The organism is Mesorhizobium sp. P2_E9 (assembly GCF_056403815.1).
Map to the genome: position 1 here is coordinate 292,705 of NZ_JBFUET010000006.1, position 24,531 is coordinate 317,235.

The window sequence follows — 24,531 nt, forward strand, 5'->3', positions numbered from 1 at the left end:
GCGAAATCGCTGTGTCAGTTGGTTGCCGGCTTCGACTTGTCCTGATCCTTGAGCTGGCTCCAGGCATTCTGCTGGGCCAGCATCTGCCTGAGATAGGCGACATTGGCCTGTGCCTGTTCGGGCGACAGTTCCTGCGAGGCGATCTTCTCGGCTTCGTCGAAGCGCCCCTGCAGGCCGACGACCAATGCCAGGTTCTGGCGCACGCGGCTGTCGGCGCCGGGCTGCTGGGCGGCCGAACGCATGTAGGTCTCGGCGGTGCGCAGATCCCCCTCCAGCACATAGGACATGCCGAGATTGGAGAGCACCGAGGGCTCGTTCGGCTTGAGTTCGAGGGCCTTGCGGTAGAGCTGCCGGGCTTGGTCCTTCTGGCCGGTTTGATCGAGGATGGCCGCTTCTGCCGACACCAGCTTCCAGTCGGGATATTCGGGCGTCTGTGCGCGGCGCACGGCGTCGAGCGCCGCCTCGAACTGGCCATTGGCGGCCAGCGCCTTGCCATAGGCGGCCAGCACGTCGCGGTCCTTGGGGTAGGCGATGGCCAGCTTGCGCATGACGGCAAGCGACTGGTCGGCATCGCCGTCCATCTGCAGAGCGGCCGCGAAGTTGGTCGCTATACGCTTGTCGTTGGGGTTCTTGGAGTAGGACTGGCCAAGCGCGGCCGTGGCATTGTGCACTTCTCCCGCCGACATGGTCTCCAGCGGCTTGCCGCCGGTGCGGCCGATCGAGCCGGTGGTCATTCTGCTGGTTCCGCAACCGGCGACGCCCGCCGCCAGCGCCAGCATGAGGGCCGTGGTGACGAGCCGTTTTCCCCTGGAATTCAGTGTCCGGTTGGTCGGCATCACACCCTAAGCCTCCATTCATGCGCGCGGCCATTGCGTAGCCATCTTCCCTCTCGCAGAAATATTCTGTTAACCCTAACGGATGGTTAAGAAACGCCGACTCGGCTTGGGGTCGGCAGGAGAACATCGAATGCCTGTCGAACTCGTCGAGAAGAAATTGCAAGGCGCGTTGCCGGTGCATCTGGTGGCCCGGGACGGTCTGGAGGCCGCGGGCCTTGCACCATCTGTTGTCAGCTGGGCCAGGGCCAACGGGTTTTCCGGCGAGGCAGGCAGGACGCTGGCCGTGCCCGGCGAAAACGGTGCGCTTGCCGGCGCGCTGTTCGGTATTGGCGACGGCGAGTGCGCGCTTGCTCTCGGCGCATTGTCGAAAACCCTGCCGGAAGGTGACTGGCATTTCGCCTCGACGCCTGTCGAGCCGGAACTCGCGGCAATCGCATTGGCGCTCGGCGGCTATGTCTTTACCCGTTACGGCAAGAAGTCGGGCAAGGTGCTGCGCTTCGACCTGCCGGCCGGTGTCGACGCGGCCCGCGTTCGCCGCATCGCCGATGGCGTCTTCCTGACACGCGACCTGGTCAACACGCCGACCAGCGACATGGGGCCGGACGATCTGGAGAAGGCGGTGCGGACTTTGGCGGCGACTCACAAGGCCGAAATCTCCGTCATCAAGGGCGACGATCTGCTCACGCAGAATTTCCCGATGATCCATGCCGTCGGCCGTGCCTCATCAGGCGCGCCGCGGCTGATCGACATGATTTGGGGGCAACCGGGCGCGCCGAAGGTGACGCTGGTCGGCAAGGGTGTCTGCTTCGACACCGGTGGTCTCGACATCAAGCCGTCGTCCAGCATGCTGCTGATGAAGAAGGATATGGGCGGTGCGGCCAACGTGCTTGGCCTGGCCTCGATGATCATGGCCGCCGGGCTGAACGTTCGGCTGCGCGTGCTGATCCCCGCGGTCGAGAATTCGATTGCTGGCAATGCCTTCAGGCCGGGTGACGTGCTGACGAGCCGCAAGGGCATCTCTGTCGAGATCGGCAACACCGACGCTGAAGGCAGGCTCGTGCTCGGCGACGCGCTGGCACTGGCCGACGACGAGGGGCCGCAGCTGCTGGTGGACATGGCGACGCTGACTGGAGCCGCCCGTGTCGCGCTTGGCCCTGATCTGCCGCCGTTCTACACCGGTGACGACGCACTGGCCTCGGATCTGGCGGCGGCATCGCTGGCGGTCGAGGATCCGCTGTGGCGCATGCCGCTGTGGCGGCCTTACGATGCGAAACTGTCGTCGAAGATCGCCGACATCAACAATGTCACCACGGACGGATTCGCCGGATCGATCACGGCGGCGCTGTTCCTCAGGCGCTTTGTCGAGAAGACGGCGAGCTGGGCGCATTTCGACATTTTCGCCTGGAATCCCGCAGACCGGCCATACGGTCCTTCCGGTGGCGAGGCGCAAGGCATTCGGGCGCTGGAGCGGATCATTTCGACGCGCTATGGCTGATTTGGGCCGCAAGCAGAGCCGGCAAATCGGTGAAACTGAAACGGAACCGAAACAATTTCCCGTCATGCTGGCGCGATGTCGATTGCGATGCGCCCGAGCCAGGCCTTGCGACTGTGGCAGCAGGTGATGCTGTCGCAGGTACGCGACGACGCGCCCGACCTGACCATGCGCCAGACGGCCATCCTGTTCACCATCTATCTCGATCCGCCGCCGCACACCGTGCGCGGGCTCGCCGCCCGCCTCAACGTCACCAAGCCGGTCATCACCCGTGCGCTCGACACGATGGGCGCGCTGAAGCTGGTGTCGCGCCATCGCGACGAACTCGACAAGCGCAACGTGCTGATCAAGCGCACGGTCGAGGGCGCGCTCTTTGTCGAGCGCTTCGGCGATGGTATCATCGCCAGGGCGCACGAACTGCCCATCTGACCAATTAGCTATTAGACCGAGTTAGTGATTTGACCGCCAGGGATGCCCGCCTTCACGCCTTTCGTTCCGATCTTGCCGACGCAAGATTGAAAGGTGAGGTTACCGCCGACCGTTTTGTCAGCGGCCGTTCGGCGCGGATCACCGCGCCGGTTGCCGATGTCCGCAAGGCGCCGCGGCCGGATGCCGGCGTCAACACGCAGCTCCTGTTCGGCGATGATGTCCTCGTCTTCGAGGTCGCCGAAGGCTGGGCCTGGATCCAGGCCGAACGCGACGGCTATGTCGGCTATGTCGCCGACACCATGCTGGGCGGACGGGACCATGCGCCCACCCATATTGTTTCGGTGCCGCGCACCTTCCTCTATCCCGGTCCGGATCTGCGCTTTCCAGTCGCGGGACAGCTGTCGATGGGATCGACGGTGACGGTGACGGGTGCCGCCGAGACGCGCGGCACGCACTATGCCGTCCTGCCTTCCGGCGAGGCTCTCATCGCTGGTCACCTCAGGCCAATCGCCGAAGTTGCCACGGACTATGTCGCGGTTGCCGAGACATTTCTTGGCACACCCTATCTCTGGGGCGGCGCGTCCGGCTTCGGCATCGATTGCTCGGGTCTGGTGCAACTGGCGATGCGCATGGCCGGCAGGGACGTGCTGCGCGATTCCGACATGCAGGCGGCAAGCATCGGCCAGCCCCTTGAGCCTGACCCGGACTATACCGGATTGCGGCGCGGCGACCTCGTCTTCTGGAAAGGCCATGTCGCCGTCATGACCGACGCCGAGACCATGATCCACGCCAATGGCCACACCATGCTGGTCTCGCGCGAAGGGCTAAAGGAAGCGGTGGCTCGCATCGGCTATCTCTACGGCGGGCCGACGGGGTTTCGGCGGCCGTAGCGCAGTTTCTTCCTTCTCCCCGTATAGTGACGGGGAGAGGGCGCTCTCTTCGATCCCCTTTTGTTCCGATTTTCCTTGGCGATTGCCCGTGGCCGCGCTACCTCTGGCGCGTGACAGTTGAGCCGCGCCTTGCCGAGCAGAATGCCGCCATTGCCCTGCCCGAGCCATTCGTCAGATGGTTCGGCGAGAAAGGCTGGTCGCCGCGCGCCCATCAGATCGAATTGTTGGCGAAGGCTCAAAGCGGCCAATCGGTGCTGCTGATCGCGCCGACCGGGGCAGGCAAGACTCTGGCCGGCTTCCTGCCTTCGCTGACCGAACTGGCGGTCAGGCCGAGGCGAAGGCCGGGGCAGGCGCATCGCGGCATCCATACGCTCTATATCTCGCCGCTCAAGGCATTGGCCGTCGACATCGAGCGCAATCTCGGCAAGCCGGTCGAAGAGATCGGTCTGCCCGTCACCATCGAGACGCGCACCGGCGACACCCCCGCCCACAAGCGCCAGCGGCAGAAGCTGGTGCCGCCCGACATCCTGCTCACCACACCCGAGCAACTGGCGCTGCTGATCGCCGCCCCCGATGCCAGGCGGTTCTTCGAGGACCTGCGCTATGTCGTGCTCGACGAATTGCATTCGCTGGTGACGTCGAAACGCGGCCATCTACTGTCGCTCGGGCTGGCGCGGCTGCGCAATTATGTGCCCGACCTGCAAACCATCGGCCTGTCGGCGACAGTGGCCGAGCCGGACGAATTGCGGCGCTGGCTGGTCAGCCAGAATCCGCCCCCAGGGTCCAAGGGGCCCGCGATGGCCGGGCTGATCACCGTTGCGGGTGGGGCGAAACCGGACATTTCGATCCTCGATTCGCGCGAACGCGTCCCGTGGTCGGGCCATTCCGCTCGCTACGCCATTCCTGAGATCTATGAAGCGATCAAACGGCATCGGATGACGCTGCTGTTCGTCAACACCCGCAGCCAGGCCGAACTGCTGTTCCAGGAATTGTGGCGGGCCAATGAGGATTCGCTGCCGATCGCGCTGCATCATGGCTCGCTCGATGTCGGGCAGCGCCGACGGGTCGAAAAGGCGATGGGTGAGAATGCGCTGCGCGCCATTGTCGCGACATCGACGCTCGATCTCGGCATCGACTGGGGCGATGTCGACCTCGTCGTGCATGTCGGCGCGCCGAAGGGCGCCAGCCGGCTGGCGCAGCGCATCGGCCGCGCCAACCACCGCATGGACGAGCCGTCCAAGGCGATCCTTATCCCGGCCAACCGTTTCGAAGTGCTGGAATGCCGGGCAGCACTCGACGCCAACTATCTCGGCGCGCAGGACACGCCGCCATTGATCACCGGCTCGCTCGATGTGCTGTCGCAGCATGTGCTGGGCGTCGCCTGCGGTGCGCCTTTCGAGGCTGACTATCTGTTCGAGGAAGTGCGCAGTGCCGCCCCCTATGCCGCGCTGGCACGCGAGACTTTCGACCGGGTCGTCGATTTTGTCGCCACCGGTGGCTACGCGCTGAAGAACTACGAGCGTTACGCGCGTATCCGCAAGACCAAGGAGGGTCTGTGGCGCGTCTCGCATCCGCGCATCGCGCAGCAGTACCGCCTGAACGTCGGCACCATCGTCGAGATGCCGGAGCTCAATGTCCGTTATGTCAGGCAGGGCCGCGGCATGGCCGGGCGCGGCGGTCCGGTGCTGGGCAAGATCGAGGAGTATTTCGCCGAGACGCTGCGCCCAGGTGACAACTTTCTCTTCGCCGGCAAGGTGCTGCGCTTCGAAGGCATCCGCGAGAACGAATGCGTCGTCTCCAACGGTGCCGGCGCCAACATCATCGTGCCGTCCTATGCCGGCGGCAAGTTTCCGCTCTCGACCTATCTGGCCGACCAGGTGCGCGGCATGCTGGCCGACAGCGACCGCTGGCAGGCGTTGCCCGAACAAGTCGCCGACTGGCTGCGGCTGCAGAAGGAAAAGTCGGTGCTGCCCAAGCGCGGCGACCTTCTGGTCGAGACCTTTCCGCGCGGCAACCGCCACTACATGGTTGCCTATCCCTTTGAAGGCAGGCTGGCGCACCAGACGCTCGGCATGCTGCTGACACGGCGGCTGGAGCGCGCCAACGCCCGGCCGCTCGGCTTCGTCGCCACCGATTATTCGCTGGCCGTCTGGGCGCTGGACGACATGGCCGCTTTGTTCAAGGCCAAGAAGCCGTCGCTGGCGGCCCTGTTCGACGAGGACATGCTGGGCGACGATCTCGAAGCCTGGCTGAACGACAGCTGGATGCTGAAACGCACTTTTCGCACCTGCGCCGTCATTGCTGGGCTGATCGAAAAACGCTTTCCGGGCCAGGAGAAGAGCGGCCGCCAGGTCACGGTCTCGGCCGACCTGATCTATGACGTGCTGCGCAGCCACGAGCCGGACCATATATTGCTGCAGGCGACGCGCACCGATGCGTCGGCGGGTTTGCTGGATGTCAGCAGACTTGCCGAGATGCTCTCGCGTGTTCGCGGTCGAATCATGCATAAGCATCTTGAGCAGATTTCGCCGCTGGCTGTGCCGATCATGCTGGAGATCGGCAAGGAATCGGTGAATGGCGGCGCCAATGAATCCTTGCTCATGGAAGCCGCCGACCTGGTCGAAGAGGCCATGGGCAGAAGCTGACGAACAAAGGTAGAGGGATGAATTTTTCGCTGGCGCGCACATCGCTGATTGGTGAGGCCGATCTTGTCGGCATCGCCGGCGAACGTGCGGTCTGCGATCCGCGCGGCGTGCTCTATTTTCCGGAACTCAGGCTTCTGGCGGTATCCGACTTGCATCTGGAAAAAGGCTCGTCGCTGGCAAGGCGCGGCACGCTGATCCCACCCTATGACACCGGCGCGACCTTGCTGCGGCTGCAAGCGGTGATCTCGGACTATCAGCCATCGATCGTCATCAGCCTGGGCGACAGCTTCCACGATGGCGGCGGCGCCGAGCGCATGCATGCGAGTTTTCGCGAGCGGCTGGAAGCGCTGATGGCAGGCCGCGACTGGTTCTGGGTCGCCGGCAACCATGATCCCGAAGCGCCGGCCGATCTGCCTGGTGAGACCGTGCGGGAACTCGCCATAGGCTCACTGTTGTTCCGGCATGAGCCATCCAAGGTGCGCGTCGAAGGCGAGATCGCAGGCCATCTCCATCCCTGTGCTCGCATCGTCCAGCGCGGCCGTTCGGTGCGTCGGCGCTGCTTCGCCGGCGATGGCGGGCGCATGATCATGCCGGCCTTCGGCGCCTATACCGGTTCGCTCAACGTGCTCGACCGCGCCTATGCCGGGCTGTTTCGCCTGGATTCGCTGATGGCCTATATGCTTGGCAGCGACCGCATCTTCGCCATCTCCCGCTCGATGCTGCGGCCCGGCTGAGCAGCCTTATCTGCCGTAATACAGGGTAACCGTGTGCTTCGCCTCGGCGAAGAACAGCCAGCGCTCGACCAGCATCCCGACGAACTGGATGGTCGCGGCGAGCGCCGAAACCACTGCCGTGAACGGCCATGGCAAGGCGAAAGCCGCGATCAACAACAGGACGGGCAGGGCAAAGGCCAGTGCCTGCGTGATCTGGCGCAGGCGCGCGCTATGCTTGCGCGCGATGCGGAAACCCATTTCCTTGAGCAGATAATTTTCCTCGGTATGCGGCCATTCCAGCGACCGCACCGTGCCGCCGGCCAGCCCGGTCGCGGTGTTGGCATTGGTTGGGATTTCAAGCGTGTCGTTGTAGCGCCAGGTCGCCAGCTTCCAGCCCCAGCCGAGCAAGGTGAGCAGCATCGAAGCTGCCACAAGCATTTTTGAACCGAGAGCAAAACCCTGCAGCAGCGCATTCAACACCACGCTGCCGATCATCGTCGAGAAGATGAGGTAGGCCGGCAGCGTAAAGCGGCTGTGCCACTGGGCGATCGGCTTTAGCGACGCATAGATCATGCCGGTCGTGCAGACAGTGACGATCGCACCTATAGCTGTCAGCAATCCGGCAACGGCCACCCAGCCGTCAGTCCGGCCGAAAAACACCCAGCCGATGCCGAACAGTCCCGCGGGGATGAGGGTGATGACCGAAGCAACGCCTTCGCGTGACAGCCATGAGCTGCGCCACTGCGAGAACGCCCGCCAGGCGCGTTCCGGTCTGCCGAGATGGCCGGTTGAAGACAACAGGCCCGCCGCGATCAGGCTGAGCGCCAGCCCCAGGCCGACGAGGCCCAGCCAGAAATCGGGCGGGATGATTTGGGACCCGCCGAGCACGCCAAGCAGCGCGAGCAGCCCATAGCCGGCGCCGGTGGCGGTGGTGAAGAAGACGACGGAGAAGGCGGGATGCATGGGCTAGTTCGAAAGCATGCGGTCGACCCAGCCGAGGAAGCCGCCTTCGGCCCGCACCGGCTCCAGCGCCTTCGCGGGCACCGATGCGGCGCGTTGGGTGTGGGCGCGCGGCGGCAGATATTTGTTGGTCGGGTGATAGCCGAGTTCCGGCATCAGGTCGACGCCGCCACGCTCCGCCACCAGTTGCGAGACAGCCGACTGGGGATCGCCGAGATCGCCGAAATGCCGCGCGCTGGTCGGGCAGGCGGCGACGCAGGCCGGCACGCGGTCTTCTTCGGCCAGATTGTCATTGTAGATGCGGTCGACGCACAGCGTGCATTTCTTCATCACGCCGACATCACTGTCGAATTCGCGCGCGCCATAGGGACAGGCCCAGCTGCACAATTTGCAGCCGATGCACTTGTCCTCGTCGATCAGTACGATGCCGTCCGAGGCCCGCTTGTAGGAGGCACCGGTCGGGCAGACGGTGACACAGGCCGGCGTTTCGCAATGCAGGCAAGAGCGCGGGAAATTCACCGTTCGTCCGCCCATCTCGGTGGTGTGCTCATAGCTGTGCACGCGGTTGAACCAGACGCCGTCGACATGGCCACCATAAGGATCGATGTCGGTCAGCGGCGCCATGTGGCCGCCGGTGTTCCATTCCTTGCAGGCGGTGACGCAGGCCTGGCAGCCGACGCAGGTATCGAGATCGATGACCAGGCCAAGCTTCTTGCCGGTTTGACTTGGCAGGCAGGTCATTTTGCCGCCTCTCTTGCTCGCCGAAACTCGGCACCGAAACGGAGCGTGTCAGGCGCGGGTTCGAAATGCGGCGGCTGGTGGAAACGCTCGAATTGCGGCTCGGTAAAACCGGCTTCCTCATCAGCACATTTGACGATGCGCACGCGCAGGTCGAACCATGCCGCCTGGCCGGTCACCGGATCGGAATTCGAATAGCGTTTGCCCTGCCCGTCGGCCGAGGTCTGGTCGCCGATGATGTGGTTGAGCAGGAAGCCGCGATTGCTCTCAGCGGCATCATCCCTGAGTCCCCAGCTGCCGCGCCGCTTGCCGATCGCGTTCCAGGTCCAGACGGTGCTTTCGTTCACCCCGTCGATCAGCTTGATCTGCCCCTTCACTCTGCCATTGATGCTTTCGATCCAGACCCAGTCGTCGTCTACCAGACCGAGGCCGGCGCCGGTCCGGTGATGCACGAACAGCCGGTTCTGGCTGGTGATCTGCCGCAGCCACGCATTCTGCGAACCCCAGGAATGGTACATGTGCATCGGCCGCTGTGTCAGCGCGTGCAGTGGGTATTTCCGCAAGTCGACGGCCGCTTCCTCGAACGGCATGTACCAGAACGGCAGCGGGTCCATATAGGTTTCGATGCGCTGGCGTTCGCCCTCGGGCGGCAAGACGCGACCGTGGCCGCGCGCGGCCAGCCGAAAGCGCTGCAACGGCTCGGAATAGAGTTGGAAGACGATCGGCTCGGCTTTCGGGATAAAACCCATCTGCTCGGCGAACTCGAGATAGGAGCGGTTGGCCATCTTGTAGTAGCGCTGGTCTTCCGCAAAATCGTGATGCCAGAAGCCGCCATTGTCGATGTAGCGCTGCAACTGGTCCGGATTGGCGTCGCCCTTGCCGATCGCTGTCCCATCCTTGCCGCGCCAACCGGCCAGAGGGCCGATGCCCGGCGTGCGCTCATGATTGACGATGTAATCGGCATAGTCGCTGTATTTGGCCGAACCGTCCTCATCGACGAAGCCGGGCAGGCCAAGCCGCGCGCCCAGTTCGATCAGCACCGACTGGAACGGCCGGACGTCGCGGTCCGGCTCGACGACGGGATGGCGGATGGCGTCGCCCGGCCCATCCGCATGGCTGATCGGCCGATCAAGCAGGCTGATGCAATCATGGCGCTCGAGATAGGTGGTGTCCGGCAGCACGAGATCGGCGAACGGCACGGTCTCGGAGTAATAGGCGTCGGAATAGATGATGAAAGGGATCTTGTAGCGGCCCTCCTCGTCATGGTCGGTCAGCATGGCAATGGTCTCGACGGTATTCATCGAGGAATTCCAGGCCATGTTCGACATGTACATCATCAGCGTGTCGATCGGGTACGGGTCGCCGGCCCAGGCATTGCGGATGACGGTGTGCATCAGGCCGTGTGCGGCCAGCGGCGCGTCCCAGGAATAGGCCTTGTCGATGCGGGTCGGCGTTCCGGCTTCATCAATCAGCAGATCGTCAGGCCCGCAGACGAAGCCGAGCGGCATGCCGTCCAGCGGCGTCATCGGCTTGACGCTCTTGCCGGAGGGTTTCGGGCCCGGCGGCGCGGATCTGGGGTAGGGCGGCTTGAAGCGGAAGCCGCCGGGGACATCCACCGTGCCCAGAAGCACCTGCAGCAGATGGATGGCGCGGCAGGTGTGAAAGCCGTTCGAATGGGCTGAGATGCCGCGCATGGCATGCATCGAAACCGGCCGGCCCTTGATCGTCCCGTGCCGGCGCCCGGCCCAGTCGGTCCAGGCGATGGGCAGCTCGATCGTCTGCTCGAAGGCGACATGGGCAAGTTCGGCGGCGATCCGGCGGATCGTATCGGCGGCAATGCCGCAACGCTCGGCGACTGCATCCGGCGCGTAGCTCCCATCGAGGTAGCGGTCGGCGATCAGCTGGAACACCGGCGTGCAATGGCGGCCGCCGACTTCGAAGCTGCCGGTCAGTGCCGGCTTCGCCTCCGGGTCGGTTGCGTTGACGGAGGTCTTCGCCACCCTGTCCCAGGCGAGCGGATTGCCATCGGCGTCGCGCACGAACAGCCCATCGTCGGAGGCACCGGACTCCTGCACGACGAGGACATGGGCGTTGGTGTAGAGCAGCAGATAATCGAGATCGACGCAGCCGGCTTTCAGCAGTTCGTGGATGAGCGCAAACACGAATAGGCCGTCGGTACCTGGCCGGATGCCGATCCAGTCGTCGGCAATCGCATTGTAGCCGGTGCGGCACGGATTGATCGACACCACCTTGGCGCCGCGTGCCTTGAGCTTGCCCAACCCGATCTTGATCGGGTTGGAATCGTGATCCTCGGCGACGCCGAACAGCATGAAATATCTTGTGTTGTCCCAGTCGGGCTCGCCGAACTCCCAGAACGAACCGCCGATCGAGTAGAGCCCGCCCGCCGCCATGTTGACCGAGCAGAAGCCGCCATGGGCGGCGAAGTTCGGCGTGCCGAACTGGCTCGCCCACCAGCCGGTAAGCGACTGCGACTGGTCGCGCCCGGTGAAGAAGGCGAGTTTTTTCGGATCAGTTCGGCGGATGGCCGAGAGCCGTTCAGTGGCGATCGCGAATGCTTCTTCCCACTCGATCTCGCGGAACTCGCCGGAGCCGCGCGGGCCGGTGCGCAGCAAGGGCTTCTTCAGCCGGGCCGGGCTGTAGTGCTGCATGATGCCGGAACTGCCCTTGCCGCAGATCACGCCGCGATTGACCGGATGGTCCTTGTTGCCGTTGATGTAGCGGACCTTGCCATCCTTGATGTGCACGTCGATGCCACAGCGGCAGGCGCACATGTAGCAGGTCGTCTTGGCGATGCTGTCGGAAACATCAGGCGAGGTGTCGACGCCGTCGCCCTCATCGGGTGCGCGCGTGTCGGCAAGCGGGCGTTGCGATGATGCCGAATTTGCGCCCCGGCGCGGTCCGTGAATCATGGACTGGTTGTGCCCGCGCGGCCGGCGGACTTGGCCCGGGTCTTCGGCCCGGGGCCGCGCATGTAATGCTCTTCAGGGTGATAGCGATCACCGGCCATCCGCCGCCTTATGCCACGGGCCCAATGGGCAAGCAGGGATCTGAACCGCCCGATCATTTTATGTGCTGCGACCTGAAGGCCAATTTTTTCTAACTTCAGCTAAAAAAGTAGAATAAAGCTATCGATCCGTCTAATCAGTTGTTCTTGTAAATTCGATCGATATTGGTTCTTAATGCGCGCATGACCCTGGACCAGTTGCGCATTTTCGTCGCCGTCGCCGAGCGCGGCCACATGACCAAGGCGGCGGAGCTTCTGGGCATTTCCCAGTCGGCGGCATCGGCCGCCATCCGCGCGCTTGAAGAGCAGCACGGCGTCCATTTGTTCAACCGCGTCGGCCGCAATATCGAACTGGCCCAGACCGGTCACCGGTTCCTGCCGGAGGCCAAGGCCGTGCTGGAGCGAGCCGCCGCCGCCCGCAATGTGCTGGAACACGTTTCCCAGACGGTCGCGGGCAGCCTCTCCATCGCCGCCAGCCTGACCATCGCCAGCTACTGGCTGCCGCGCCGGCTGGCGTCCTTCCACGAGGCCTATCCGGCGGTGCGGTTGAGCGTCAGCATCGGCAACACGAGGCAGGTCGAGGCCAGCGTGTTGGATGGGACCGCCGATCTCGGCCTGGTCGAGGGGCGCACCGAATCCGACATATTGCGCCGCGCCAAGGTCGACACCGATCGGTTGATGCTGGTCGTCGCCAACTCCCATCCCGAGATCGCTGAAACCGCCCCGGGCCGGCCCGATATCAAGGGCCTGCGCTGGATCATCCGCGAAGGCGGTTCGGGCACGCGCGAGGTGCTGGAGGATCTGGCTCGACGTGAGGGGATTTCGCTTGCCGACCTGCAGGTGTTCCTGGTGCTGCCCAGCAACGAGGCGGTCCGCCAGGCGGTCGAGGCGGGTGCCGGCGCCACCATCATTTCGGAACTCGTCGTCGGACGCGCTGTCGCCGAAGGCAGTCTGCGGTCCGTGCCGATCGAACTGCCGAAACGCGACTTCGCCATGATCACGCACCGCGATCGCCAGGCAAGTCTGGCCCAGATGGCGCTCAAGGCGCATCTGGGTACCGAATCCGCTGGGAGCGGCTCAGCGTAGTTAAGCGAACTTCCGCTGGGCATCCAGCGCCAGGCCAAGCCCGACCGAGCCGAACATGTCGCCGTCGATGACGGAAGCCTGTGGCACCAGCGACAGGATTTGTTGTCTCGCCAGCGGGATCGCGGTCGAGCCGCCGGTCAGGAACACGGCGGTGATGTCGGATGGCTTGACCTGCGCGTCGCGGATGGTTTGCCCGACCGTTTGGGTCACCCGCTCAATGTCCCTGGCGATGGTGGCGTCCAGCCCGTCGCGTGTGATCCTGGCGGCGAACTCCACGTCAGATAGCCTCACCGCGACTTCGGCCGATGATTGGTCGGTCAGCTCGATCTTGGCCCTTTCGACCAATGCCGCCAGCGCGTGCCCATAGCGGTGTTCGACGATGTGGATGAAGCGATCGACGAGATCGGCGCGCGCGGCCTCGTAGCGGATCTGGCGCAAATGCGTCATCGCCTTGGCGGTGTAGACCAGGTTGATGCGCTGCCACGTCGCCAGATCGATGAAATAGCTGGCCGGCAGATTGCGCTTGCCGTCCTTGGTCGGGGTCAAATAGCCGAGCTGCGGCATGATATGGGCGATGCTGAGCAGCCGGTCAAAATCCGTACCGCCAATATGGACACCCCGGCTGGCCAGGATGTCGTCCTTGCGGTCCAGGGATCGGGCACGCTCCGGCGAGACGCGCACGACCGAAAAGTCAGACGTGCCGCCGCCCATGTCGATGATCAGCGCCAGCTCCTCGCGCGTCACCCTCTGCTCGTAGTCGAGTGCCGCGGCGATCGGCTCGAATTGGAAGGCGATGTGCTTGAAGCCCTGGGCATGCGCTGCCTTTTCCAGGTCGCTCTGTGCGTTCGCGTCGGCCTGCGCATCGTCATCGACGAACTGCACCGGGCGGCCGAGCACCACGGTCTCGACCAGATCGCCGCCATCTTCCTCCAGCCTTTTCCTGAGATGCCCGAGGAACAGGCCGATGATCTCCATGAAGCCGATAGAGCGCGCCTTGATGCGCGTCTTTTCATGCGCCAGCGAGCTGCCGAGCACGCTCTTCAGCGAGCGCATCAGCCGGCCCTCCACACTGTCGGTGTAGTTGGCGATGGCCTGGCGGCCAAAACAGATGCGGCCATCCTCGAAGTTGAAGAATACCGCACTGGGCAGCGTGACCTGGCCGTCTTCAAGCGCAACGAGGTGAGGCTGCCCGTTGCGGACCACGCCGACCGTGGAGTTCGAAGTGCCGAAGTCGATACCGGCGAATGCTGGTCGCAAAGCAGCCTCCTGTCATTGGCGCCAGGCAGCGGTTCGGCGCTCGCAGGAGAAGCGTGCGCTGCGGTCTCGGGCGACCGAACCACTCTGCCGAATTGAATTGTGCGTGCTTGCCCGTCTGGCGGGGAGGTGCGGTCTATAGCATGACGCGGAAAAGGGAAACCCCTTTTGGATGCCTCAGTCCTTGCGGAAGATCAGCCTGCCGAGCCAGCCCGTCAGCATGGCCAGCGATATGGCGAAGACGCCATAGAGGAAGGAGTAGTTGTGAGCGACCCGGAAGATCGACTGTTCGAAACCGGATTTGCGGATTTCGAGTTGGGCCGAACTCTCCTTGATGAACAGGCCGCTCTTGAACAGGAACGCGCGGGCTTTATGGGTTCCAACGGGAACATTCGGCGCCAGCCTGACAGTGGCGCGGAACAGGTTCTGTGACAGGAACTGCACGCCGCCGACATTCTCGCTGTAGAGGCCGGTGGCGGCCTTGCGTTCGCGCAAGGCTGTCGTGAACTCCTCGATCGTCGCCGGGCTGTCGCCGGCGTCAGCCGGCTGCATGTAGAGGTTGGAGGCGCCCAGCGACAGCTGCTTGTAGCTGTTCGGTTCGGTGATGTCCTGCAGCGGCCGCGTCGTCGCCACCGAATAGGACATAGGCACGTTCTCGAAGGTTTCGGAGTCCAGATTGACCCATACGCCGAGCACCCGGTCCTTGCGGCGCACCACCACCGGCTTGGGTGGCCCTTCGAGCACGACGATGACGTCGTAGCGGCCCTGTCGGGCGACCAGCGGGTCGGGGTTTTCCAGCGAGCCGAAAATCGTCAGGTCGGCACCGGAAAAGCCGGCGGTGATCGACACATTGTCGGTGGAGAGGCCGATCTGGATGCCTTCCGGCAGCGGCGTCTGTGCCTTGGCAGGTGCGACGACCGCAAGCAGTGACAGGAAAATGGCGGTTGCGAACGCTTTGCGGCCCGTCATCAGTTGAGGCCCAAGGCAGACAGCGAATAGAGATTGGGCGGGGTGACGAAAAGATCGATGGCAAGTCTGATCGCTACAGCCAGCACCAGCAAGGCCAGCAATGCCCTGAGCTGCTCGCCGCGCAGCCTCTGGCCGGCCTTGGCGCCATATTGCGCGCCGGCCACGCCACCCGCCATCAAAATGAAGGCCAGCACGACATCGACCGTCTGGTTGGTGGTGGCGTGGACCAGTGTGGTGTAGGCGGACGTGAAGATGATCTGGAACAGCGAGGTGCCGATAACGACATTGGTCGGTACCTTGAGCAGATAGATCAGCGCCGGCACCATGATGAAGCCGCCGCCGACGCCCATGATCGACGACAGGAAGCCGATGCCGGCGCCAAGGCCAAGCACCGGGATGACGCTGACGAACAGTTTTGACGCCCGGAAGCGCATCTTCAGCGGCAGCCGGTGGATCCAGTTGTGCTGGCCGGATTTCTTCAGCACCGGAGCGGCGCCACTGCGTGTGGCACGCAGCGCATTGATGCTTTCGACCAGCATCAGGCCGCCGACCGTGCCGAGCAGCACGACATAAAGCAGCGAGATGAACAGGTCGAGCTGGCCGAGCCGGCGCAGGAAGGCGAAGACATAGATGCCGGCGGTGGAGCCGACGATGCCGCCGGCCAGCAGCACCCCGCCGAGCTTGAAGTCGAGGGTGCCTCGCTTCATGTGCGAAAGCACGCCGGAGACGGAAGAGGCGATGACCTGGTTGGCGCCGGTGGCAACCGCGATCGCCGGCGGGATGTTGTAGAAGATCAAGAGCGGCGTGATGAGGAAGCCGCCGCCGACGCCGAACATGCCCGACAGGAAGCCCACCGCCGCACCCATGGCCAGCAGCACGAAGACGTTGACGGAAATTTCCGCAATCGGGAGATAGATGCCCACCCGTCAGTCTCGATCAGTTTGCCTGTCGGCGAATACAGCCGTTGTCGGCAGTCTCGCACCGAAAAGCCAATTTTTCCTTGCGCCGACGCGGCGGCGGGGCCAAACCCCGTCGCCGCGCCGAAACAAAAAATATCTCAATCAGTTAACAGGCAAATGTGTGGCAAGAGCGTCGTGGAAACGACGCTTCTCTGTTATTTGCGCGTCAGCAGAGCCCGGACCAGTTTTTCATCGACGGCGCCGGTTGCCGGCAGCTTGTTGTCGGTCTGGAAAGCGATGATCGCGTTCTTGGTCTTCTCGCCCATGACGCCATCGGCGCCGCCGGCATCATAGCCGTTCTTGTTGAGGATGAGCTGGATGTTCTTGACCGCCTTCTTCATGTCGATGCCGGCTGTCGTCTGCGGCGTGCCTTCCTGCCAGGACTCGGGAATGTCGGCCGAATTGGTCGCCGCGTTGAGCGGCTTGGCCTTCCACAACTCGGTCGCGGCACGAGCCCGCTCGAGCTGCTCGGGCCGCAGCGCGTTGGCGATCTCGTCGCGCTTGGCGGCCGCATCCTTGTCGCCGGTCTTGGCGACGAGCGCGAACCATTTGTAAGATTCCTCGAGGTTCTGCTTCATGCCGACGCCCTTGGCGGCGAGGATGCCGAGATTGAACTGGCTGTCCTTGACGCCGAGGTCGGCGGCCTCCTGGAACCAGTGCGCGGCCGATTCATTGTCGGTCACGCCGTCCGCGGCCATGGCGAAGAGCACGGCCAGATTGTGCATGGCGCTGGCATTGCCCTGCTCGGCGGCGAGTTGGTACCAGGTCTTCGACTTCTTGATGTCGCGCGCGACGCCGATGCCCTTCTCGTAGAAATTGCCGATGCGGTATTCGGCCGGTGCAAAGCCGAGTTCCGCCGATTTCTCGTACCATTTGGCGGCTGTCGCCATGTCTTCCTTGACGCCGCGCGACTCGGCGTAGCGCGAGCCGATCTCGAACAGCGCCTTGGCGTCGCCACCGGCGGCGGCATCGCGCAGCGCGGCCGGGCCGGCATCGGCCGGAATGTCGAACTTGGCCGCGGCTGCTGTCGCAGGAGCATCCGTCGGCGCAACCGCACCGGTTGTGTCCTTGGCGGTGGCGTCGTTGGCCGCCGTTGGCGCGACCGCGGCTGGCTGGGCATCCGCATCCGTCGCTTGCGCACCGCTGGTGACAGCGGCCGGCTCTGAAGCCGTCGCATCCATCGGCGTCGTAGCAATCGGCGCAGCTGGCGCCGGAGCGACCGAAGCCATCGCGTCAGTGCTCGGGCTGGAAGAGGCGGCCGAAGCCGCGGGCTCTGCAACCGGCGCTGAATTCGCCATTGCATCCGTGTCCGACGGCATCGCCACGGCGTTCTGCGCCGCCATCTCGTCCTTGCTTGCCGGCACCGACGGTTCGGCCTGCCTGACGGCACGGGCCGGTGCGTTGTTCGTCGCTGCCGGCTGGGCTTCCGCCTTCGGCGGGCTAGCCGTGTCGACGGATGCCGTTTGCACCGGCTGCGCGGCAACGATTGGTGCCGCGTCGTTGCTGGCTACCTGGGCCGGATCCGAGAGAAACGCCTTGCCGAGCTGCAGGCCGGCAAGCGCCAGCATGATCGCCGCCGCCGCCATCAGGATCGGCTTGCGCCGCGCCTTGAGCAGGTCGCCGATCCTAAGTGCTTTCACCGGCCCCTTCACCGTCGACTGGCGCTTCAAGGCGTCGGCCTCTGCGGCGGCGGCCTGCGCCGCGCGCCGGGCGGCAGCGATGAAATCCGATTTCGCGGCGTCGCTTTCGCTGGGCTTTGCCGGCTGCCCACGCTCGTCGCGCACCCGCTTCATGATCGCATTGAGGTCGGGCGCGCCGGAGCCGGGTTCCAGCGGTCGGTTGGCCACTTTCGGATCGAGCGGCTCGTCGAGATCGACACTCGGTATGTCGGCGCTTGGCGCCGAGCCGGCCAGCGGCGGAACATCCGCCGCCTTCTTGCCCTTGAAGGCGCGTGCCAGCCCGCCGAACATCGATTTGCGGCCTGCCGGCTGATCCTTCTCGGCGATGGTGTCGGAGCCGAGTGCGGCGATGGCTGCGGCAGCGGCGGCTTCCGCCGGCGAGCGAGTGCTTAAATCACCACGCGGGTCGCTGCGTGTGCCCGGGTCGCTGCGCGTACCCGGGTCGCTACGCGTACCGAAATCGCCACGCGGGCCCGGGTCGCTACGCGAACCCGGGTCGTTGCCCAATATGGCGGCGGCGCGGCCGTCGAGATCGGCCATGTCGCCGGTCAGCGGCATCGGCTCGTCGATATCCAGGGACGGCGCCTCGACAGCCATCTTGGCGGTCCTTGTACGGCGCTTGCCGACCGCCTCGTCCTGGCGCGTGTCCAGAAGCTCGCTTACCGCCTCGGACGGTTCGCTGGTCTCCAGCGACCCCAGCCTGTCGACGATCTTGAGCAGCGTGTCGTGGATGGCCTCGAAAGTTCGCGAATTGCGCTCGTCGGAACGCCGCGTCAGTGTTTCCAGCGTCTTCAGGTCCTGGGCGAGCCCGGAAACTGCCGACGCGTTGGCGTTCGACCCAGCCAGCGAACGCACAGCGTTCTCGGCCGCCTCGCGTGCCGCGCCGAGGATGGAATCGCGGGTCCCGGCGAGTGTCTTCTCGATATCGTTGAGGCGCGGGCTGATGTCCTCGAATTCCGGCAGCGGGGTGCTGGGTCTGGACAGATGGGCGGACAGGCCGGCGACCTGCGCCTCCAGGCTGCGGATCAGCGCCGGATCGATGCCGGCCACCTGGGCCGCCGATGCGTCGAGCCGGCTGGAGATGTCCTCGAGCCGGCTTTCCAGTCCGCGGATCGCCGCTTCGCCGGCAGGATCGGGAGCGCGCGTCTCCATGCGCGTGGCGAGTGCGGTGAAGCGGGCGTCGATGGCTTCCATGATGCCGGCGCTGTCGACTTGCGGCGCGATGCGCTGGTCGAGCCGGTCGGCAACTTCGTCCAGGCGGCGCTCGAGATCGCGAAACAGCATGTTGCCTTGTTCGATGGCGTCGCCCTGGCGGCGTTCCATCATGCTGGACAGAACGTCGAAGCGCTGCTCAAGCCCCTGGAAGATATAGTCGGCATCGGGCATGGCCGGCGCCTGGTCAATCTTGTCGGCGATGAGGGTGATCTGCTTGGCCAGCCGTTCCATCGCCTGTTCGGGCAAATTGGCGCGGCCGGCGAGTTCGTCGACCCGGCTCGACAGCGTGCCCAGGCGATCCATGACCGCATTGCCGGGGTGGTCCTGCGCCACTTCCTCGATCTGCCGGGCGAGCGAGTCGATCCGCTTCTCGATGCGTTCAAAGGCTTCGTGGTCGACCGAATTGGCCTGTGCCGCGACGGTCGAGGCAACGATGGCGCGAGAAATCTCGTCCAGCCGCTCGTCGATCATTGCAAGCGTGTCGCTGCCGCGATTGTCCTGCTGGCCCGCGAAGTGTTCGACGGCGCCGGCGAGCGTACGGACCTTTTCCTCGAGCGAGCGCAGCGACAGCGATTCCGGCAGATTGTTGACGGCGTTGCTGATCTGCTCCAGCCGGTCGGTCAGGGCCGCAAGGGCGGGATCGTCGGAACGTTTGCGCTGGTCGGCGTCGACGCGGTCCTCGAAAGCTGTCCAGCGGCGGTCGAAGTCGTCCCAGCGGCGGTCGACCTTCTGCACGCTCTCTTCGCGCGCCAGCGTGTCGAGCGCGGCCTTGACCTGCTCGAGTTCCAGTCGCAGCAGGTTGACGCTTCTGTCGTCGCTCTTTTCCGATAGCGTTTTGATGGCGCCGGAAAGCCGTTCGAATTCGACGCCGAGTTCGGCGCTGCCCTTGCCTGCCGCGCCGGGCTTGGCGTTCGCCTGGAAGGCGCGGTCGATATCCTTGCGTAGCGCGTCGAATTCGCGCTGCAGGCCTGCTGTCATCTGGTGGCGCAGTTCCTCGCGCATGCCGCGCAGTTCGCCGGCGATCTTGCCAACCATGGCGACGCTGTCTTCCTGGCCGCGCACGCGGTCGATGTCGCGGGCGATAGCCTGGTAGTTCTGGTCGAAGGCGGGGGCGGGCGCCGGGTTCTGCGGGCGCGGCGCCGGCTGCGGGTCCTCGTACCAGCGCTGCTGGGCGGTTGGTTGCGTGGCGGGATAACGCGGCTCGGTGGCGGGAGCGCGCGGATCGCTGATTTGATAGCGCGGGTCGGCGCCGTATTGGCGTGGAGCCGGACGCGCCGTCACCTCCTCGCGCGTCTGCCCCAGTCGCTGTTCCAGCGTCTCCAGCGAGCGGTTCAGTTGCTCGAGCGTGGTCTGCGGCCTGCGCTGCCTGCCGGCGTTGAGTGTATCGAGATAGGACCGCTTGCTGTTCATCGGTGCGTCCGTCTTTCAGATTGGCCGGCTTGCGACCAGCTCCCCAAGTCCCTGCCGGAACGAAGGCGACCGCGCTTCCATGCCACGGTGGAAGACAAGCTTCCCGGGGGTTCACCCGCGCTCCGAAAAACCGTGAAAAATTCGATACAGGATAAACACGGGTAGCCGACGCGCCCACATTTCCCCCAACGTGGTAAACAACGCGTTAACCAAGCTTAAGAAGTTGCAAGGAAGTTGGCTTCGCTGTCCGCGCTGCGGCATAAAGCACCTTCTCAGAACGCCCCTTGCGTCATGAGGCGGCTATCGGTATAGAATTGACGTAAACGTAAAAGGCGCATTTGAGTGTGCTGTTTGCGATTTTGTTTGTCGAAACCACGGCCGGAAGCACGCCCCCGCTTCCAGTCAGGCGACGCATGGTCCAGGACCGCGACGCCACCAGACGGGGAAAGCCAGTGACCATGAAGCTTATCTCGGCCGGCGAGACCGCGGCCAATACCAACAATGCATCTATCGAAGCCGGTGAGGATCTCGTCCGCATCGGCGAAATGGCCAAGAAATACGGCGTGACGCTGCGCACGCTGCGTTTCTACGAAGACAAGGGCCTGCTCAACCCGCAGCGCGACGGTTCGACCCGTCTCTACACGCGCCGCGACAAGGCCCGGCTGAAGCTGATCCTGCTCGGCCGCAAGGTCGGGTTCTCGCTGCGCGACGTCAAGCAGATGATGGATCTCTACGATCCGACCGGTTCCAACACCAAGCAGCTGCGGCTGGCGCTGGACAAGTCGGAAAAGCAACTCGCCCGCCTGCAGAAGCAGCGGGCGCTGATCGACGACGCCATCAACGAGCTCTCCGGCTCGATGTCGGCGGTGCGCCAGATGTTGACCGAGCGCACGGCGCCGCAGGCGAGCGTCGCGAGCTAAGCGAACCGCCGGTTCCGACTCTGTCGGAGTCTTGCCCATCAAAGCCGCGTGGCTCTGCCGCGCGGCTTTTTCGTTTCTGAATCTGCCTTTCTCTGGGCCCTCGGCACTGGCCCGCGCGACGTTGCGCCGCTAGGCTCATCAAGCATGGGCGGGGCGGAAATCTTGTCGCATCGAAAAATTGACGTTTACGCAAACGTCAATTTTTGCTATCTCCGCCTCAACACGGGTCCGCATGCTGCCCTGACATGAATTCGGGGGCTTTCGGACCAGGTCCGCAGGGTGGAGAAAAAGCATGCCGACATACAGGGCTCCGGTCCAGGATACGCTGTTCGTCCTCAACGAGGTGCTGGGCTATCAGCGCTATTCGAACCTTCCCGGATTTGCCGACGCCACGCCCGACGTGCTGGAGGCGATCCTCGCCGAGGGCGCCAAGCTCGCCGAAAACGTCATGCATCCGCTGAACCGTGTCGGCGACACGGAAGGCTGCGTGCGCCACGAAGACGGCTCGGTGACGACGCCCAAGGGCTTCAAGGAAGCTTTCGACCAGTATCGCGAGGGCGGCTGGATGGGGCTGGCGGCACCGGTCGAGTTCGGCGGCCAGGGCCTGCCCTATGCCGTGCACACCGCCGTCGCCGAATACATGGTGTCGGCCAACATGTCGCTGATGATGTATCCGGGCCTGACCCAGGGCGCGATCGCGGCGATCATCACCCACGGCACCGACGAGCAGAAGGCCAAATGGCTGCCGAAGATGGTCGAGGGTGCCTGGACCGGCACCATGAACCTGACCGAGCCGCATTGCGGCACCGATCTCGGCCTGCTGCGCACCAAGGCGGTGCCGAACGGCGACGGCACCTACAAAATTTCGGGCCAGAAGATCTTCATCTCGGCCGGCGAGCACGACATGTCGGACAACATCGTCCATCTGGTGCTGGCCCGCATCGAGGGCGCGCCGGAAGGCGTCAAGGGCATCTCGCTGTTCATCGTGCCGAAACTCAATCTCGACGCATCGGGCAATCCGGGGACAAGAAACACGCTCTCCTGCGGCTCGATCGAGGAGAAGATGGGCATCCACGGCAATTCGACCTGCGTCATGAACTATGACGAGGCGCAAGGCACGCTGCTTGGCGAGGCCAATGGCGGCCTCAAGGCAATGTTCACGATGATGAACGAGGCGCGGCTCGGCGTCGGCCTGCAGGGGCTTTCGCTGTCGGAGATCGCCTACCAGAACGCCGTCGCCTACGCCAAGGACCGCTTGCAGGGGCGCTCGCTCTCGGGCGCCAAGGCGCCGGACAAGAAGGCCGACCCGATCATCGTCCATCCCGACATCCGCCGCTCGCTGATGACCATGAGGGCCTTCAACGAGGCCGGCCGCGCGCTGGCGCTGTGGACAGCCATCAAGTCCGACATCGCCCACCGCTCCGCCGACGACAAGGATCGCCAGGCAGCCGACGACTACACCGGGCTGATGACGCCGGTGGTCAAGGGCGTGCTCACCGACAAGGGTTTTGATCACGCTGTCATGGCGCAGCAGGTTTTCGGCGGCCACGGCTACATCGAAGAGCACGGCATGAGCCAGTTCGTGCGCGATGCCCGCATCGCCATGATCTATGAAGGCGCCAACGGCATCCAGGCGCTCGACCTCGTCGGCCGCAAGCTCGGCTTGAATGGCGGCCGCGCCATCCAGGCCTTCTTCAAGGAGGTCGGCGAATTCTGCGAGGAGAACCGCGCCGACGAGAAGATGGCGCCGTTCACAAAGGGGTTGAAGAAGGGCCTCAACGATCTGCAGGCGGCGACCATGTGGCTGGTGCAGAACGGCATGGCCAAGCCTGATAATGCCGGTGCGGCCTCGACCGACTATATGCATCTCTTCGGCCTTGTGGCGCTGGGTTATATGTGGGCGCAGATGGCCAAGGCGGCGCAGGGCAAGACGGGCGCCAACGGCTCCCAGTCCTTCTATGACAACAAGGTGGTGACGGCGCGCTTCTTCATGGAGCGGATCATGCCGGAGACCTCGGCGCACCTCGCCCGTATTTCGAGTGGTGCGGACACGCTGATGGCGCTGCCTGCTGAAGCGTTCTAGGTTCGGGGGGCCGGCAGCGCCGGCCCACAATGTCGGAACGCGGAGGAAATCGTGGCGACAAATCCAGCCGAAGTGCTCTCTTTGCCGAAGCCCGCCTGGGCGGCGGACGAGGTCGGCATGCTCTACGACATGGCAACCCGCTTCATGGCGGAGGAGATAGCGCCGCGCTACGACGAGTTCGAGAAGAACGAAATGGTCGACCGCGAGAGCTGGCTGAAGGCCGGTTCCGCCGGCCTGCTCTGCGCCTCGATGCCGGAGGAATATGGCGGCTCCGGCGGCACCTTCGCGCACGAGAGTGCCATCATCGAAGCCATTGGCCATGTCGGTGTCGACGGTTTTGGCATCGGCCTGCACAATTCGATCGTCGCACCTTACGTCCTCCATTACGGCTCCGAGGAGCAGAAGAAGAAGTGGCTGCCGAAGCTCGCCACCGGTGAGCTGATCGGCGCCATCGCGATGACCGAACCGGGTGCCGGTTCCGACCTGCAGGGCGTCAAGACGCGGGCGCAGAAGGACGGCAACCAGTACAAGATCAACGGCTCCAAGACCTTCATCACCAACGGCCAGCTCGCCAATCTCATCATCGTCGTCACCAAGACCGATCCGGAAAAGGGCGCCAAGGGCACCTCGCTGATCGTCGTCGAGACCGACGAGGTCGAAGGTTTCGAGCGCGGCCGTAACCTCGACAAGATCGGCCTGAAGGCCAACGACACCTCGGAACTGTTCTTCAACGACGTGCGCGTGCCGACCTCCAACCTGCTCGGCCATGAGGAAGGGCAGGGCTTCATCCAGCTGATGCAGCAACTGCCGCAGGAGCGGCTGCAGATCGGCACCGGGGCGATTGCCATGATCGAGCGGGCGCTGGCGCTGACCATCGACTACGTCAAGGAGCGCAAGGCCTTCGGCAAGGCGATCATCGATTTCCAGAACACCCAGTTCAAGCTGGCCGAGCTGAAGACCGAAGCCACCATCGGCCGTGTCTTCTACAATGATTGCGTGACCCGCCACATCAATGGCGGCCTGGATCCGGTGACAGCGTCGATGGCGAAATACTGGCTCAGCGACCTGCAGGGAAAAGTCGTCGACGAATGCCTTCAATTGCATGGCGGCTATGGCTACATGAATGAATATCCGATCGCTCGCATGTTCCGCGACGCCCGCGTCCAGCGCATCTACGGCGGCACCAACGAGATCATGAAATTGCTGATTGGGCGGAGCCTTTAGGATA

17 protein-coding genes are annotated in these 24,531 nt (G+C 64.3%); 9 read left to right on the top strand and 8 right to left on the bottom strand.

All coding sequences use genetic code 11. The annotated features are described in order from the left end of the window. Positions 1-14: 14 nt before the first annotated feature. A complete protein-coding gene (locus tag AC1D05_RS13340; protein WP_477441157.1) occupies positions 15-836 on the bottom strand; it encodes a tetratricopeptide repeat protein in 822 nt (273 codons plus the stop codon). A 130-nt stretch (positions 837-966) separates the two neighbouring features. On the opposite strand from AC1D05_RS13340, the gene AC1D05_RS13345 reads away from it, so the two are divergent. The 5 genes from AC1D05_RS13345 to pdeM all read left to right on the top strand — a co-directional run bounded on the left by AC1D05_RS13345 (position 967) and on the right by pdeM (position 7,026). Then, positions 967-2,331 (top strand): leucyl aminopeptidase family protein, encoded by a 1,365-nt coding sequence (locus tag AC1D05_RS13345; RefSeq protein WP_477441158.1) that lies wholly within the window; start codon positions 967-969, stop codon positions 2,329-2,331. Positions 2,332-2,406: 75 nt separating this feature from the next. Further along, a complete protein-coding gene (locus AC1D05_RS13350; RefSeq protein WP_010913361.1) occupies positions 2,407-2,757 on the top strand; it encodes a MarR family winged helix-turn-helix transcriptional regulator in 351 nt (116 codons plus the stop codon). A gap of 29 nt (positions 2,758-2,786) precedes the next feature. After that, positions 2,787-3,647, top strand: a complete 861-nt coding sequence (locus AC1D05_RS13355) for a C40 family peptidase (protein ID WP_477441159.1) — start codon at positions 2,787-2,789, stop codon at positions 3,645-3,647. A 110-nt stretch (positions 3,648-3,757) separates the two neighbouring features. Continuing rightward, positions 3,758-6,292 (top strand): ligase-associated DNA damage response DEXH box helicase, encoded by a 2,535-nt coding sequence (locus tag AC1D05_RS13360; protein WP_477441160.1) that lies wholly within the window; start codon positions 3,758-3,760, stop codon positions 6,290-6,292. A 17-nt stretch (positions 6,293-6,309) separates the two neighbouring features. Further along, on the top strand, positions 6,310-7,026 hold the full coding sequence (gene pdeM, locus AC1D05_RS13365) for a ligase-associated DNA damage response endonuclease PdeM (RefSeq protein ID WP_477441161.1): 717 nt from the start codon (positions 6,310-6,312) through the stop codon (positions 7,024-7,026). Between the two features lie 6 nt (positions 7,027-7,032). Here the strand turns inward: pdeM and AC1D05_RS13370 are convergent, their stop codons facing one another. Genes AC1D05_RS13370 through AC1D05_RS13380 form a run of 3 tightly spaced genes read right to left on the bottom strand, consistent with a single transcriptional unit; the run spans position 7,033 to position 11,633 of the window. Beyond that, entirely contained in the window at positions 7,033-7,968 is a 936-nt protein-coding gene (locus tag AC1D05_RS13370) for a dimethyl sulfoxide reductase anchor subunit family protein (RefSeq protein ID WP_477441162.1), read from the bottom strand. Between the two features lie 3 nt (positions 7,969-7,971). Next, positions 7,972-8,706, bottom strand: a complete 735-nt coding sequence (locus AC1D05_RS13375; RefSeq protein WP_027043497.1) for a 4Fe-4S dicluster domain-containing protein — start codon at positions 8,704-8,706, stop codon at positions 7,972-7,974. After that, complete coding sequence (locus tag AC1D05_RS13380) at positions 8,703-11,633, bottom strand: molybdopterin oxidoreductase family protein (protein WP_477441163.1); 2,931 nt, start codon at positions 11,631-11,633, stop codon at positions 8,703-8,705. Before AC1D05_RS13380 ends, AC1D05_RS13375 begins: the two co-directional genes overlap by 4 nt. A gap of 278 nt (positions 11,634-11,911) precedes the next feature. Between AC1D05_RS13380 and AC1D05_RS13385 the strand changes: the two genes are divergently transcribed. Beyond that, positions 11,912-12,814 (top strand): LysR substrate-binding domain-containing protein, encoded by a 903-nt coding sequence (locus AC1D05_RS13385; protein WP_477441164.1) that lies wholly within the window; start codon positions 11,912-11,914, stop codon positions 12,812-12,814. Here AC1D05_RS13385 and AC1D05_RS13390 read toward each other — a convergent pair whose 3' ends face one another. From AC1D05_RS13390 to AC1D05_RS13405, 4 genes are all read right to left on the bottom strand, one after another. Next, complete coding sequence (locus AC1D05_RS13390; RefSeq protein WP_477441165.1) at positions 12,815-14,071, bottom strand: Hsp70 family protein; 1,257 nt, start codon at positions 14,069-14,071, stop codon at positions 12,815-12,817. Between the two features lie 174 nt (positions 14,072-14,245). Continuing rightward, complete coding sequence (locus AC1D05_RS13395) at positions 14,246-15,037, bottom strand: TIGR02186 family protein (RefSeq protein ID WP_477441166.1); 792 nt, start codon at positions 15,035-15,037, stop codon at positions 14,246-14,248. After that, a complete protein-coding gene (locus tag AC1D05_RS13400; protein WP_027043492.1) occupies positions 15,037-15,960 on the bottom strand; it encodes a sulfite exporter TauE/SafE family protein in 924 nt (307 codons plus the stop codon). Before AC1D05_RS13400 ends, AC1D05_RS13395 begins: the two co-directional genes overlap by 1 nt. Before the next feature lie 191 nt (positions 15,961-16,151). Further along, entirely contained in the window at positions 16,152-20,300 is a 4,149-nt protein-coding gene (locus AC1D05_RS13405) for a peptidoglycan-binding protein (RefSeq protein WP_477441167.1), read from the bottom strand. 458 nt (positions 20,301-20,758) lie between these two features. On the opposite strand from AC1D05_RS13405, the gene AC1D05_RS13410 reads away from it, so the two are divergent. The 3 genes from AC1D05_RS13410 to AC1D05_RS13420 all read left to right on the top strand — a co-directional run bounded on the left by AC1D05_RS13410 (position 20,759) and on the right by AC1D05_RS13420 (position 24,527). After that, on the top strand, positions 20,759-21,220 hold the full coding sequence (locus AC1D05_RS13410) for a MerR family transcriptional regulator (RefSeq protein WP_172234990.1): 462 nt from the start codon (positions 20,759-20,761) through the stop codon (positions 21,218-21,220). Between the two features lie 292 nt (positions 21,221-21,512). After that, complete coding sequence (locus tag AC1D05_RS13415) at positions 21,513-23,303, top strand: acyl-CoA dehydrogenase (RefSeq protein ID WP_477441168.1); 1,791 nt, start codon at positions 21,513-21,515, stop codon at positions 23,301-23,303. Positions 23,304-23,354: 51 nt separating this feature from the next. Continuing rightward, the gene (locus AC1D05_RS13420) at positions 23,355-24,527 is read left to right on the top strand and encodes an acyl-CoA dehydrogenase family protein (RefSeq protein ID WP_477441169.1); all 1,173 of its coding nucleotides are present in this window, start codon (positions 23,355-23,357) and stop codon (positions 24,525-24,527) included. The last annotated feature ends 4 nt before the right edge of the window (positions 24,528-24,531 follow it).

Excerpts from the sequence above, each read along its gene's own strand:
- AC1D05_RS13415 (WP_477441168.1), top strand. The coding sequence starts at position 21,513 with ATGCCGACATACAGGGCTCCGGTCCAGGATACGCTGTTCGTCCTCAAC.
- AC1D05_RS13395 (WP_477441166.1), bottom strand. The coding sequence starts at position 15,037 with ATGACGGGCCGCAAAGCGTTCGCAACCGCCATTTTCCTGTCACTGCTT.
- pdeM (WP_477441161.1), top strand. The coding sequence starts at position 6,310 with ATGAATTTTTCGCTGGCGCGCACATCGCTGATTGGTGAGGCCGATCTT.
- AC1D05_RS13385 (WP_477441164.1), top strand. The coding sequence starts at position 11,912 with ATGACCCTGGACCAGTTGCGCATTTTCGTCGCCGTCGCCGAGCGCGGC.
- AC1D05_RS13370 (WP_477441162.1), bottom strand. The coding sequence starts at position 7,968 with ATGCATCCCGCCTTCTCCGTCGTCTTCTTCACCACCGCCACCGGCGCC.
- AC1D05_RS13345 (WP_477441158.1), top strand. The coding sequence starts at position 967 with ATGCCTGTCGAACTCGTCGAGAAGAAATTGCAAGGCGCGTTGCCGGTG.
- AC1D05_RS13380 (WP_477441163.1), bottom strand. The coding sequence starts at position 11,633 with ATGATTCACGGACCGCGCCGGGGCGCAAATTCGGCATCATCGCAACGC.
- AC1D05_RS13375 (WP_027043497.1), bottom strand. The coding sequence starts at position 8,706 with ATGACCTGCCTGCCAAGTCAAACCGGCAAGAAGCTTGGCCTGGTCATC.
- AC1D05_RS13350 (WP_010913361.1), top strand. The coding sequence starts at position 2,407 with ATGTCGATTGCGATGCGCCCGAGCCAGGCCTTGCGACTGTGGCAGCAG.
- AC1D05_RS13410 (WP_172234990.1), top strand. The coding sequence starts at position 20,759 with ATGAAGCTTATCTCGGCCGGCGAGACCGCGGCCAATACCAACAATGCA.
- AC1D05_RS13405 (WP_477441167.1), bottom strand. The coding sequence starts at position 20,300 with ATGAACAGCAAGCGGTCCTATCTCGATACACTCAACGCCGGCAGGCAG.
- AC1D05_RS13340 (WP_477441157.1), bottom strand. The coding sequence starts at position 836 with ATGCCGACCAACCGGACACTGAATTCCAGGGGAAAACGGCTCGTCACC.